The sequence below is a fragment of the Miniphocaeibacter halophilus genome (genome assembly GCF_016458825.1).
GTDB lineage: Bacteria > Bacillota > Clostridia > Tissierellales > Peptoniphilaceae > Miniphocaeibacter > Miniphocaeibacter halophilus.
In genome coordinates, this window is the sequence record NZ_CP066744.1 from 201,051 (window position 1) to 213,308 (window position 12,258).

Sequence of the window (12,258 nt, forward strand, 5' to 3'; positions counted from 1 at the left end):
TACTATGAATTTGTATTTTCTAACATAAATGTAGTAACTTCAGGCATAAATTCATTGCTAATTCTTGCAAGAATTTCTTCAAATTTCTCTAAATCCTCTTTAGATAATTCTGCTTCCATCCTATCTATTACCGTATGGATATACTCATTTTTAATCTTTTGATAATTTTGAAATCTATCTGTTAATTCTAAATAGAATTCCCTTTTGTCCTCTTTTGATTGAACCTTTCTAACATATCCTTTTTTTACAAGACTTGCTACCTTGTATGCAGTATTAGGTTGTGAAATTTCCAAAAAATTCGTTAATTCACTTATTGTTGGTCGCCCTAATGCATTAATAACCTCTACACAAAATGTTTCTGTTGCAGATAAGGTGGCTTCTCTGGTCTCAAAATTTTTAAATATATTCTTGTAAAAATTCAGTTTAAATTTTTCATATACTTCACTAAATAATTCTTCTATCATTCTTTTCCCCTTTTAAGTTTATATTACTTTAATATTAACAAAAAAGTACAGATTTATGCAAGTAAATTGTTTAATTAATAATATTCTTTTTAAATTTTAGTCAGAAATGAAAAATGTCAATTCAGCTGTAACTGCAACTTGGTCTCCTACTTTTGCTATTGCTTCACCAAATCCAACATTTCCTCTTCTTTTTGTAAGTCTACATTCTAATTCAAGTACATCTCCCGGAATAATTTGTCTTTTGAACTTAGCCTTTTTAATTCCTCCAAATAACGCAATTTTACCTTTGAATTCATCAATAGTCAGCAATGCAACAGCACCTACTTGTGCTAAGGCCTCTATTATTAATACTCCCGGCATAACTTTATAACCTGGAAAATGTCCTTGGAAAAATGGTTCATTTGCAGTTACACATTTAATTCCCTTAGCCCATTCCCCTTCTTTTCCGTCAATAATCTTATCTACTAATAAAAAAGGATATCTATGTGGGATAATTTTTTCTATTTCATTAATATTATATTCCATTATTCCTCCCATTTTTTTATAATAATTGAAGCATTGTGACCACCAAATCCAAATGAGTTACTCATAACATAAGAAATATTTTCATATATACCCTTATTGGGAACTATATTTAAATCGCATTCTTCATCGAGCACTTTATAATTAACTGTTGGAGGTATATATCCATTTTCCAAAGCCAATACAGATATAATAGCTTCCAGTCCACCTGAACCACCAAGTAAATGACCTGTCATTGATTTTGTAGAGGAAATTTTCAAATTTTTTGCATGTTCTTTAAATGTGTTTTTTACAGCTAAGGTTTCGAATTTATCATTCAAAGGAGTTGATGTTCCATGGGCATTTATATAGTCAATGTCCTCTGGTTTAATTTTTGCATCTTCTATTGCATCTAACATAGCCCTTCCTGTAAATCTTCCTTCACTATCCGGAGCAGTCATATGGCTGGCGTCGCAAGTTACACCGTAACCGACTAATTCAGCTAGAATTTTAGCTCCACGTCTTTTTGCATGTTCTAACTCCTCTAAAACTATTATTCCAGCTCCTTCACCCATTACAAAGCCTGAACGCTCTTTGTCAAAGGGTATGGATACTCTGTCTTTACTTTCTCCTGTAGACAAGGCCTTCATAGATGTAAAACCACCAATTCCCACTTCTGTAATACTGGCTTCTGAACCACCGGCAAATATTAAATCCTGGTAACCATCTCTTATACTTCTAAAGGCATCACCTATTGCATTGGTTCCACCAGCACAAGCAGTTACAGGACAAGCACTATAACCATGAAAACCCAATTCAATGGCAATTAATGCAGAGGTCATGTTTGCAATTCCCCCTGTAATAAAAAATGGTGAAATTCTTTCAAAACCCCTCTTGCTGCCTTTAATAGTTTCATCTTGAATAGTTTTTAGTCCACCTATTCCGGAAGAAATTACTACACCACATCTATTTAAGTCTTCAAGCTTGTCTAATTCTATTCCACTATGATTTAGCGCCTTATGGGCAGCTACTATACCAAACTGATTAACTAAATCTATTCTTCTTATGGTTTTTTTATCTAAAAATTCCTCAGGTTTAAAATCCCTTACCTCACAAGCAAATTTCGTTTTGTTATTCGATACATCAAATCTTGTTATTTGGTCTACTGCACAGTAACCTTCCTGTAAGCTTTTGTAAATATCCTCTAAGGTATTTCCTATTGGAGAAACAGCACCAAGTCCTGTTATAACAACTCTTCTTTTCATTATATGCTCATACCTCCATCTACCGATATAGTCTGTCCTGTTATATAATTCGCCTTGTCACTTGCTAGAAAAACAACTGTATCAGCTATATCTTTAGGCCTGCCTAATTTAGCTAAAGGTATATTTTCCAACATTGAATTAATAATATCTTCAGGTAATTTTTCAGTCATACTTGTCTCAATAAAGCCCGGAGCTATAGCATTTACAGTTACATTTCTAGATGCTAATTCCTTAGCTAAGGATTTTGTCATACCTAAAATACCTGCCTTACTGGCTGAATAATTAACTTGTCCAGCATTTCCATGTAAACCTACAATACTGGAAATACTTATGATTTTTCCGTATCTTTGCTTCATCATAATTCTTGATGCTAATTTCATACAATAAAAAGTTGAATTTAAATTAGCTTCAAGAACATCGTTAAAATCCTTCGGTGTCATTCTTATAATCAGATTATCCTTTGTAATACCTGCATTATTTACAAGAAGGTCCAATCTTTTAAATTTTTCCTTTATATCTTTAAATATTTTTTCGCATTCTTCAAAAATTGAAACATCAGCCTTTACAAGTAAAACCTCTGCTCCATTCTTTTCACATTCCTCTTTTACTAAATTAGCTTCTTCTTCGTTTGATCTAAAGTTTAAAGCTATATTATAACCTTCTTTAGATAATTCTATTGCTATAGTTCTACCAATTCCTCTTCCTGCTCCGGTTACTAAGGCAACTTTTTTATTACACATTCTTAAACTCCTTTTCAAAGGCTTTAATACTTTCTATATTATTAATAGAATAAACTTTTAATTTTCTATCTATTTTCTTTAAAAAACCTTTTATTACATCTCCAAATCCAATTTCAATAAAGGTGTCTACTCCTTGACCTATCATGTATTCAATTGATTCTTGAAATTTTACAGTTGATTTAACTTGCTTAGTCATTATTGTCTTAATGTCTTCACCATTTCTTACACTAGCTAATAAATTATAGACAATCGATATTTTCTCATCATAAAAATCATATTCCTTAAACACTTCTTCTAATTCTTTAGCTACCGGCTCCATATATGAAGTATGAAAGGGTCCTGAAACATTTAAAGGAATTGCCCGTCTTGCTCCGGCTTCTTTTAATTCTCTTATTGCTTCCTCTACTTTAGAAGCTTCTCCGGAAATAACAATTTGACCAGGACAATTTAAATTGGCAATTTCAACTTTATTTTCATTGTCACTAAGCTCTTCCAATATTCTTTCGATTTTTTCTTTTTCCAATCCCATTACAGCTACCATTCCGGTTTTAATACCGGAACTTGCTTTAGTCATGGACTTCCCTCTAATATTGGCTATTTCTACAGCATCTATATATTTTAAAACTCCGGAAGCTGCAAGGGCAGAATATTCTCCAATACTAAGACCTGCAACAAAGGAAGGTTTAACTCCTAAATTATTTAAAATCCTTGTAACAGCTATTTGAAAAGAAACCATAATAGGTTGAGTATATTTTGTTTCAGAAATTGTTTCCAAGTCCTTATTAAAAGAATAATCCTTTATATCAAAATCAAGATTAAGGGAATCATAAAATTCCTTAATATAATCATAATTTTCATATAGGTCCTTACCCATACCTGCCTTCTGACTTCCTTGTCCACCATATAAAAAACCTATTTTCATCTTTTCCTCCACTGATTTTTTATTTCCTTAAAAATTTCTTCAACAGTAGTTATTCCTTTTATTCTATAAGCTAGACTACCACTAAAGAAAAGACCGTTTTCAACATCTCCATTAGCTGAACTTATTAGAGCATCGGAAATGCAAAAATTAGTAGTTTTAGGATTACAGGTTTTTAAGCAATTAATACATCTTTTAGATGGAATTCTTTCCTTGTTCATTTTCTCTATTAAGGGAGTTTTTATAGCTCTTGCAGGCATGCCAACCGGGCTATGTAATAATACAATATCCTCTTCTTTGGCCTTAACAATTAAGTCCTTAAACTCCTTACTAACATCACATTCCTCTGTAGCTATAAACCTTGTGCCTATTTGAATACCTGTAGCACCCCAGTCTTGAACCATATTTAAGTCATTGCCATCAAAAAATGAACCGCCGACAAAAAGAGGAATTTTTTTACCTATATTGTTTTTTAACTCATCTAAATAGGATAAAACATCTTTTGTTATAGTTTCTAAACTATAGGACTCATTAATAATTTCTTCTTTTTTAAAGCCTAAATGTCCACCTGCGTCCCTTCCTTCAAGCACAACAAAATCCGGCGTCCTATCGTATTTTTTCATCCAGTTTCTAACAACTAATTTCAAAGCCCTTGCACTTGAAATAATTGGGGCAATCATTATATCCTTTGTTTCAACTAATCCCGGTAAATCTAAAGGCAAACCTGCTCCAACAACAATTGCGTCCACTTTAGCCTTTACAGCAGTTTTTACCAATTCCTTATAATCTGTTAAAGCCGCCATAATATTTGTTGCTATTAAGCCATTACCCTTAGATATTTCCCTTGCTTTATTTAATTCCTTAGTAAAAGCCCTAGCAGCTGACTCTTTTTTATTAGTATAAAAATCAGGCTCCTTAAAACCAATATCCACCATAGATATAGTTCCAATTCCCCCTTCTCTTGCTACAGATCCGGCAAGATTACCTAAAGAAACTCCTACTCCCATTCCACCTTGAATAACAGGAATACTTATTTCCTTAGATCCAATCATTATTGACATTTCAATTTCTCCAGTTCTTCTAAATATTCATCGTATAAATTCTTTATAATATCTTTTACAGCTTTAATTTCCTTAACTTGTCCAACAACCTGTCCTGCCATTAAAGAACCATTATCTATATCACCATCAAAAACAGCCTTCTTTAAGCCGCCTAAGGTAAATATTTCCAATTGTTCCTTAGTCCATCCTTCTTTTTCTCTTTTTATATATTCATTTGTCATACTATTTTTAATTAGGCGAACAGGTATTCCACCAATTCTTCCTGTAACGGTAATATTGCTGCTTTTTGCCTTAATAACCCTGTTTTTATAATTTTCATGAATTGGACATTCTTCAGCAGCTAACAAACAAGTTCCTACTTGAACTCCTATGGCACCTAAAGCTCTAGCAGCCAACATCTGTCTTCCACTAGCTATTCCTCCTGCTGCAATAACGGGAATTTTTACAACGTCACAAACCTGAGGTATTAAAGCCATTGTTGTCATTTCACCAATATGTCCACCTGATTCAGTTCCTTCTGCAATTACCCCATCTACTCCTAAACGTTCCATTCTTACTGCTAGGGAAGGTGCCGGTATTACAGGAAATATTTTTATTCCATGTTTCTTCCATTCATCAATATACTTTGAAGGATTACCTGCTCCGGTAGTAACAACCGGAACTTCATATTCAACTATAAGTTTAGCAACTTCATCTGCATTTGGATTCAAGAGCATAATATTTACACCAAAAGGTTTATTTGTTAATTTCTTACATTTTTCAATATTCTCTTTAGCTTCCTCAACGGTCATTCCACCGGTTCCAATTAATCCAAGACCTCCTGCATTTGAAACTGCAGCAGCAAACTCACCTGTTGCTATATTTGCCATTCCCCCTTGTATTATTGGGTACTCTATACCTAAAATATCTTGTAAATTCATCTATTCTCCTACCATTCCATTAAAGTTCCTGTCCAACTAAGTCCGGCTCCAAAACCAACTAATATTATTTTTTCCCCTCTTTTTAAAATACCTTTTTTATTCATTTCATCTAAGGCAATAGGTATTGAACTTGCTGAGGTATTCCCGTATTTATCTAAATTCATAAAGAATTTTTCAATAGGAATTTTAGTTTTCTTTGAAACGGAATTAAGTATTCTGTAATTAGCCTGATGACAAATTACATGGTCTATACTATTAATGTCTAAATTATTTTCTTTTAATAAATTGGTAATAGTCAAAGGTACTATTTCTACTGCAAATCTAAATACCTCCTTACCTTTCATACCAATAAACTCCCTAACTTCTTCTAATCCTTTATAATTTAAAGTCAAACATTCATCATTTGACCTAACTCCACTTTCAAAACATTGTTTACTACTATTCTTTTCAATTAAAACAGCACCGGCGCCATCACCAAATAGTACAACGGTATTTCTATCATACTTATCTAAATATTTGGAAATTACTTCCGCTCCTATTAAAATAGCTTGGCGACCCTCATCTAAGAATTTTTCAATTAAATTTAGCCCTGCAACAAAACCGCTACAAGCCATATTAAAATCAACAGCAAAAATATTTTCTTTTAATCCAAGTAAACCTTGAACTCCTGAAGAAATATTAGGCATGGATTTGTCGGCAGTAAATGTTGCTACTAAAACCATATCTATTTTTTCTTTATCTTTAATATTCAGATTTTTAACTGCACTATAGGCTAATTGAGAGGTGTCTTCAACTCTTGAAATTCTTCTTTCCCTTATTCCTGTTCTTGAACTAATCCATTCATCAGAAGTTTCTAAATACTTAGCAAAATCATCATTTGTAATTATTTCTTCCGGAAGATAACTGGATGTTTCTAAAATTTTTAATCCCATATTAAACTCCAAAGCTTCTAAATTTGTTTTCTCTCTTTGTTTGAAGCTCCAAACCTGTATATTTTAATAGACCTGTAAGCTCTTCTTTAATAACCTTGTCCAATCTTTTAAAATTATCTTTAAAATCCTCTTGTAGAAAGGATATATTTTCTTTAACAACTCTATCTATAACTCCCATTTCAAGTAAATCATCAGAAGTTAATTTCATATATTCAGTAGCTTCTGCGGCTTTAGAACTGTCCTTCCATAAAATAGAAGAAAATCCTTCCGGTGACAAAATAGAGTATATTGCATTTTCCATCATAATAACCTTATTTCCAACACCTAAGGCTAAAGCTCCACCACTTCCACCTTCTCCGGTAATTACAGAAATTATTGGAACCTTTAAAGAGGTCATGGTCATAATTGACCTGGCAATAGCTTCACCTTGTCCTCTTTCCTCTGCTCCTATTCCGGGATAGGCACCAGGAGTGTCAATAAAGGTAATAATTGGTCTATGAAATTTATTGGCTTGTTCCATAAGCCTTATTGCCTTTCTGTAACCTTCCGGACTAGCCATTCCAAAATTCATCTCTATATTTTCCTTAGTGTCTTTTCCCTTATTTGTGCCAATAAAAGTAACCGGTACTCCATAATAAGTAGCAATACCTCCAATAATACTCTTGTCGTCTTTAAAAAGCCTATCTCCCTTAAATTCAATAATATTATTAAAGAGATGATAAATAAAATCCTTGGCTTTAGGTCTGGCAATATGTCTAGCTAAATATACTCTATCGTAGGCAGTTAATTCCCCTGCTACTTCTTCCAATATTTCCTTCTTCTTATTTTCCACTTCAAGAATCAAATTATCAGCTAAATCACTATCTTCCATCTTCTTAAATTCATCAATTTGAGAATTTAATTTACTAATTTGTTTTTCAATATTCTTAATCATATTAATCCTCAACTCCATGAATTTTTAAAATTATACTTAGGACTTCCTTTAAGTTTTCTCTTTCAACAATTGTATCTATAAATCCGTGCTCCATTAAAAACTCGGAACTTTGGAAACCTTCAGGCAAATCCTGTTTAATTGTTTGTTTAATAACCCTTGGTCCTGCAAAACCAATTAAAGCATTTGGTTCAGCTATAATAATATCCCCTAAACTTGCAAAAGAAGCAGTAACACCGCCGGTAGTAGGGTTTGTTAAACAAGATATATAAAGTAGGCCTTTTTCACTATGTTGTCTTACAGCGTTGGAAGTTTTAGCCATTTGCATTAAGGACAAAATTCCTTCCTGCATTCTTGCACCACCACTTGCAGAAAAAATAATTACCGGTAAATTTAAGTCCATAGCTTTTTCAAAGGCTTTAGTAACCTCTTCCCCTACATAAGTTCCCATGCTTCCCATTAAAAAACTGCTATCTAAAACAGCAACAACACAAGATGAGCCTTTTATTTTTCCTAAAGCCACCCTTATAGCTTCATCTTGACCGGATTTTTTCCTATTGTTTTCAAGTTTTTCAACATAATTTGGAAAGTCCAATGGATTGGAATAATTCACTTGGCCTTGAATTTCCTCATAGCCCATATCCATAACTAAATCCAGTCTTTCCTTACTATTTAAGGGTAAATAAAAACCACAACTAGAACATATCCAATTTGTTTCCGGCAAATTGTCCTTTAAAATGGACTTTTCACAATTTGGACATTTATAAAAAAGATGATCATTAAAATTATCATCTTCTTTATTTTCTAATTGAGGTTTTTCCCTGTTTCTTCGTATAAAATTAAGTAAATTCTTTCTCTTTTTAAAATTATCTTTCATATTAATCCTCAACTAATCGCATACGGTCTAATAAACAATTCATCTTATCCGATAAATAACCTGTGTTAAAATTACCTCTAACAAAATCCTTATCAAATAAAATAGTATATTGAAAACCAAGATTAGTATTAATACCTTCAATAAAAGTTTCTTCTATTGCCCTTCTCATTTTTTTAATAGCTTCTAGCCTTGTACTACCCTTTACTATAATTTTTCCAATCATAGAATCATAAAAAGGACTAATAGGACAACCATTGTATAAAAAGCTATCAAATCTGGTATTCATACCGCCCGGTGCATAGAAAAAGTCTACAGTTCCTGCAGAAGGACTAAAGTTCTCCATAGGATTTTCCGCATTAATTCTACACTCAATGGCGTAACCGTCTAACTTAATATCCTTTTGCTCCTTAGACAGATGCAAGCCCGAAGCAACCCGTAATTGCTCCTTAACCAAATCAACACCTGTAACCATTTCAGTAACAGGATGTTCCACTTGAATTCTCGTATTCATTTCTATAAAATAAAAATTCTTATTTTCATCTACAACAAACTCAATAGTACCTGCATTTTCATAATTACAGGCCTTAGCAGCCTTAACTGCAACAAGTCCCATTTTTTCCCTTGTAGCATCATCAAGGAAAACCGAAGGAGCTTCTTCAATCATCTTTTGATTTCTTCTTTGAATTGAGCAGTCCCTGTCACCTAAATGAATAGTGTTGCCGAAGGAATCTGCAATAATTTGAAATTCAATATGTTTTGGATTAATAACGAGCTTTTCAATATACATGTCTCCATTTCCAAAACAATTTATGGCTTCAGTTTTTGCATTGGTATATTCCGTACTTAAATCCTCCATGGAAAATACCCTACGCATCCCTCTACCGCCACCGCCAGCAGCAGCCTTAATTAAAACCGGAAAGCCTATTTTTTCACAAATTTCTACAGCTTCTTCTATTGTATTAACTACACCGTCGGAGCCCGGAACCGTTGGTATATTATTTTTTATCATTAGTTCTCTAGCCTTGGCCTTATCTCCCATAAGCGAAATAACTTCACTACTTGGTCCAATAAATTTCATGCCATATGCTTCAACTATTTTTACAAAATCTGCATTTTCAGACAAAAACCCATAACCCGGATGAATTGCATCACAGTTCATGGAAAGGGCAGCGGAAATTATATTGTCTGTATTTAAATAACTATCACTTGACTTGGCACTTCCAATACATATAGCATAGTCTGCTAACTTTACATGTAGTTGGTCCTTATCTGCAGTAGAATAAACAGAAACCGCCTCAATACCCAACTCTCGGCAGGCCCTTATTATTCTTATGGCAATTTCTCCTCTATTTGCAATTAAAACCCTTTTAAACATTTTCAGCCTCTATTTTATATATGGGAGTATCAAACTCTACTAAATCCTCATTTGATACTAAGATTTCAACAATTTTGCCCTTAACAGGCGATTTTATTTCATTAATCATTTTCATTGCTTCAATAATACAAATTACTTGATCTACTTCTACAGTGTCCCCAACCTTAACATATGGTGAAGAAGAAGGAGAAGGTGCAGCATAAAAAGTTCCTACTAAAGGAGCTTTAAAAACATAATAATCCTCTACACCTTCTTCTTTATTTTCACTATTATTTGTTTGTATTGGAGTTTCTGTACTTTGTAATGGAGCTTTTTGCTGAACAGCCTGCTCAACAAAAACCGTATTATTTCTTTCTAAAGAAAATTTAAAATCTCCATCCTCAAGTTTTAATTTGTCAATATCTGAATTATTAAAAATATTAATAAGTTCCTTTATATTTTCAAACTCCATATTTCTACCTATTTATTTGATTCTATATAGTTTACAATATCTTGTACTGTACTTAAGCCGGCAAAAGCATCATCATCAATTTCAATATCGAATTCGTCTTCCAAAGCCATTGAAACTTCAACAGCGTCTAAAGAATCTGCCTCTAAATCCTCAATTAACTTTGCTTCCGGTTTAACATCTCCGGCGTCTACTCCTAAATTTTCTACTATTATTTCTTTAACTTTATCAAATGTCATTTTAATTTCTCCTTATTATTATAATTATTGTATTGTATAAATATTTTTATATAAATTTTTATAAGCTTATTCTAATTGTTAATTTATATTTTGTCAATATATATAAATGTTTTTATGTATTACAATTGATTTCCTAAGTCAAATATGTATTAAATTTAATATATTAAGAAATTAATTACTTTAGTAACTATTAAAAAGAATTATTTACTAGTATAATGTTCTTGTAAATAAAATTGGAGGTAAATATGAAAAGGAAAAAAATTTACTTACTTGTTGTTGGACTAATATTAACCCTATTTACATTAATAGCTTGTTCCAATAACAATAGTAAGAAAGAAACAGAAAAAACTAGAGAAGTAGTAACTACAGAAAATGAAGAAAAAGAATCCCTTGATGTAGCATGGCCTTTTTATGAAATAAAAAAAGATGGTCAAGTAAAAGGTCATATGCTGGGAACTATTCATATAGCAAAAGAGGAAATGTATCCCTTCCCAAATGAAATAGTAGAAAGTCTTAAGGAAAGTGAAAATTTTATTACAGAAGTACTTATGACGGATTTACAAGAAGAGGAAACTCAAGATGTATTAATGGAAAAAATTACAAGTGGTGAGCCTTTAATAAATACATTAAACGAAGAAACAAAAACCGAATTTCTTAAAACCATTGAAAGTTATGGACTAAAAGAAGAAAATATAGCTTCTTTAAATAGGTTTGGAATTTCACAAATTACCGACGGTCTAGTATACGCACCTATGGCTGCTTTTGGAGTGGATATACAGCTAAGTTCATTATCAGCCAAAAACGAAAATCAAAAAAATATAGGTTTAGAAACCACAGAAGACCAATACGAAGTTTTACCGAAATTATATGACCAACCGGCAGACTCTAACGAATGGGCTAAGTCCATACTGCCATATGAAGAAAACAAAAAAATGACTGAGGAATTACTACAATCATATATAGATGGAAATATTCTGGAAAAATATGTAGATGCAAATAGCTTAGAAGTGACTGAAGAAGAGTACAATTTATTACTGGTAAACCGTAACCTAAATTGGATTAAACAACTACCACAATATTTAGAAAGAGAAAATCAAAGCTTTATTGCAGTAGGAGCAGGTCATTTTCCGGGAGAAAAGGGCCTAATAAAACTTCTTGAAGAAGAGGGTTATGAAGTTAATTTAATAGAGTTTAGTAAAGAAATGAGTTACCTTAAGAGTAACTCATTTCTTTGTTTTTCATAAAGAATAAATAATTCTATCATTATATGAAAAGAATATTTCCATAACCCTTTCTCTTAAACCTTTATTTCTTAACTTTACTATTACTTTTCGACTTTAAAAATACCAGTATTCCTAAATAAATTACCGATAATATAGAAGCCATATCCAAATGACTTAGCTCTACCGGAAGACCTTTACCAATAATTAAATTAACAAGGCCTATTACTAGAAAAAACAACAAAGATATATAAAAACTTCCACTTCCTGCAGCTGTCTTTAAGTCCTTATCACCTTTTACTTGATGTAGAATAACTGCCGTTAAAATTATTAAAATCTCTATAATCAATAAAACTTATCCATAAA

At 32.2% G+C, this 12,258-nt stretch carries 15 protein-coding genes; 1 reads left to right on the top strand and 14 read right to left on the bottom strand.

Features of this window, described 5'->3' with window-relative positions:
* Positions 1–2 precede the first annotated feature (2 nt).
* The 13 genes from JFY71_RS00980 to acpP all read right to left on the bottom strand — a co-directional run bounded on the left by JFY71_RS00980 (position 3) and on the right by acpP (position 10,672).
* Positions 3–464 (bottom strand): MarR family winged helix-turn-helix transcriptional regulator, encoded by a 462-nt coding sequence (locus JFY71_RS00980; RefSeq protein ID WP_243661184.1) that lies wholly within the window; start codon positions 462–464, stop codon positions 3–5.
* A 96-nt stretch (positions 465–560) separates the two neighbouring features.
* On the bottom strand, positions 561–989 hold the full coding sequence (gene fabZ / locus JFY71_RS00985; protein WP_243661185.1) for a 3-hydroxyacyl-ACP dehydratase FabZ: 429 nt from the start codon (positions 987–989) through the stop codon (positions 561–563).
* Positions 989–2,230, bottom strand: a complete 1,242-nt coding sequence (fabF, locus tag JFY71_RS00990; RefSeq protein WP_243661186.1) for a beta-ketoacyl-ACP synthase II — start codon at positions 2,228–2,230, stop codon at positions 989–991. The genes fabZ and fabF overlap by 1 nt, the downstream gene beginning before the upstream one ends.
* Positions 2,230–2,970: a 3-oxoacyl-[acyl-carrier-protein] reductase gene (gene fabG / locus JFY71_RS00995; protein ID WP_243661187.1), complete on the bottom strand. Its 741-nt coding sequence runs from the start codon at positions 2,968–2,970 to the stop codon at positions 2,230–2,232. Before fabG ends, fabF begins: the two co-directional genes overlap by 1 nt.
* Positions 2,963–3,892 (bottom strand): ACP S-malonyltransferase, encoded by a 930-nt coding sequence (gene fabD, locus JFY71_RS01000; protein ID WP_243661188.1) that lies wholly within the window; start codon positions 3,890–3,892, stop codon positions 2,963–2,965. Before fabD ends, fabG begins: the two co-directional genes overlap by 8 nt.
* Positions 3,889–4,950: an NAD(P)H-dependent flavin oxidoreductase gene (locus tag JFY71_RS01005; RefSeq protein ID WP_243661189.1), complete on the bottom strand. Its 1,062-nt coding sequence runs from the start codon at positions 4,948–4,950 to the stop codon at positions 3,889–3,891. The genes fabD and JFY71_RS01005 overlap by 4 nt, the downstream gene beginning before the upstream one ends.
* Positions 4,941–5,870 carry a nitronate monooxygenase gene (locus JFY71_RS01010; RefSeq protein ID WP_243661190.1) on the bottom strand — a complete coding sequence of 310 codons (930 nt, stop codon included), beginning with the start codon at positions 5,868–5,870 and terminating at the stop codon, positions 4,941–4,943. The genes JFY71_RS01005 and JFY71_RS01010 overlap by 10 nt, the downstream gene beginning before the upstream one ends.
* 8 nt (positions 5,871–5,878) lie before the next feature.
* Entirely contained in the window at positions 5,879–6,802 is a 924-nt protein-coding gene (locus JFY71_RS01015) for a beta-ketoacyl-ACP synthase 3 (protein ID WP_243661191.1), read from the bottom strand.
* A 1-nt stretch (position 6,803) separates the two neighbouring features.
* Positions 6,804–7,736 (bottom strand): acetyl-CoA carboxylase carboxyltransferase subunit alpha, encoded by a 933-nt coding sequence (locus tag JFY71_RS01020; protein ID WP_243661192.1) that lies wholly within the window; start codon positions 7,734–7,736, stop codon positions 6,804–6,806.
* A 1-nt stretch (position 7,737) separates the two neighbouring features.
* Positions 7,738–8,610, bottom strand: a complete 873-nt coding sequence (gene accD / locus JFY71_RS01025) for an acetyl-CoA carboxylase, carboxyltransferase subunit beta (protein ID WP_243661193.1) — start codon at positions 8,608–8,610, stop codon at positions 7,738–7,740.
* A 1-nt stretch (position 8,611) separates the two neighbouring features.
* Positions 8,612–9,985, bottom strand: coding sequence for an acetyl-CoA carboxylase biotin carboxylase subunit (gene accC / locus JFY71_RS01030; RefSeq protein WP_243661194.1), 1,374 nt, complete (start codon positions 9,983–9,985; stop codon positions 8,612–8,614).
* Positions 9,978–10,436 carry an acetyl-CoA carboxylase biotin carboxyl carrier protein gene (gene accB / locus JFY71_RS01035; protein WP_243661195.1) on the bottom strand — a complete coding sequence of 153 codons (459 nt, stop codon included), beginning with the start codon at positions 10,434–10,436 and terminating at the stop codon, positions 9,978–9,980. Before accB ends, accC begins: the two co-directional genes overlap by 8 nt.
* Positions 10,437–10,444: 8 nt before the next feature.
* Positions 10,445–10,672, bottom strand: coding sequence for an acyl carrier protein (gene acpP / locus JFY71_RS01040; protein ID WP_243661196.1), 228 nt, complete (start codon positions 10,670–10,672; stop codon positions 10,445–10,447).
* 245 nt (positions 10,673–10,917) lie between these two features.
* On the opposite strand from acpP, the gene JFY71_RS01045 reads away from it, so the two are divergent.
* A complete protein-coding gene (locus JFY71_RS01045; protein ID WP_243661197.1) occupies positions 10,918–11,916 on the top strand; it encodes a TraB/GumN family protein in 999 nt (332 codons plus the stop codon).
* A 61-nt stretch (positions 11,917–11,977) separates the two neighbouring features.
* Here the strand turns inward: JFY71_RS01045 and JFY71_RS01050 are convergent, their stop codons facing one another.
* Positions 11,978–12,241 carry a hypothetical protein gene (locus JFY71_RS01050; protein ID WP_243661198.1) on the bottom strand — a complete coding sequence of 88 codons (264 nt, stop codon included), beginning with the start codon at positions 12,239–12,241 and terminating at the stop codon, positions 11,978–11,980.
* Between the last annotated feature and the right edge of the window lie 17 nt (positions 12,242–12,258).

Coding starts and splice junctions, on each gene's coding strand:
- JFY71_RS00980 (WP_243661184.1), bottom strand. CDS start 464: ATGATAGAAGAATTATTTAGTGAAGTATATGAAAAATTTAAACTGAAT.
- fabZ (WP_243661185.1), bottom strand. CDS start 989: ATGGAATATAATATTAATGAAATAGAAAAAATTATCCCACATAGATAT.
- fabF (WP_243661186.1), bottom strand. CDS start 2,230: ATGAAAAGAAGAGTTGTTATAACAGGACTTGGTGCTGTTTCTCCAATA.
- fabG (WP_243661187.1), bottom strand. CDS start 2,970: ATGTGTAATAAAAAAGTTGCCTTAGTAACCGGAGCAGGAAGAGGAATT.
- fabD (WP_243661188.1), bottom strand. CDS start 3,892: ATGAAAATAGGTTTTTTATATGGTGGACAAGGAAGTCAGAAGGCAGGT.
- JFY71_RS01005 (WP_243661189.1), bottom strand. CDS start 4,950: ATGTCAATAATGATTGGATCTAAGGAAATAAGTATTCCTGTTATTCAA.
- JFY71_RS01010 (WP_243661190.1), bottom strand. CDS start 5,870: ATGAATTTACAAGATATTTTAGGTATAGAGTACCCAATAATACAAGGG.
- JFY71_RS01015 (WP_243661191.1), bottom strand. CDS start 6,802: ATGGGATTAAAAATTTTAGAAACATCCAGTTATCTTCCGGAAGAAATA.
- JFY71_RS01020 (WP_243661192.1), bottom strand. CDS start 7,736: ATGATTAAGAATATTGAAAAACAAATTAGTAAATTAAATTCTCAAATT.
- accD (WP_243661193.1), bottom strand. CDS start 8,610: ATGAAAGATAATTTTAAAAAGAGAAAGAATTTACTTAATTTTATACGA.
- accC (WP_243661194.1), bottom strand. CDS start 9,985: ATGTTTAAAAGGGTTTTAATTGCAAATAGAGGAGAAATTGCCATAAGA.
- accB (WP_243661195.1), bottom strand. CDS start 10,436: ATGGAGTTTGAAAATATAAAGGAACTTATTAATATTTTTAATAATTCA.
- acpP (WP_243661196.1), bottom strand. CDS start 10,672: ATGACATTTGATAAAGTTAAAGAAATAATAGTAGAAAATTTAGGAGTA.
- JFY71_RS01045 (WP_243661197.1), top strand. CDS start 10,918: ATGAAAAGGAAAAAAATTTACTTACTTGTTGTTGGACTAATATTAACC.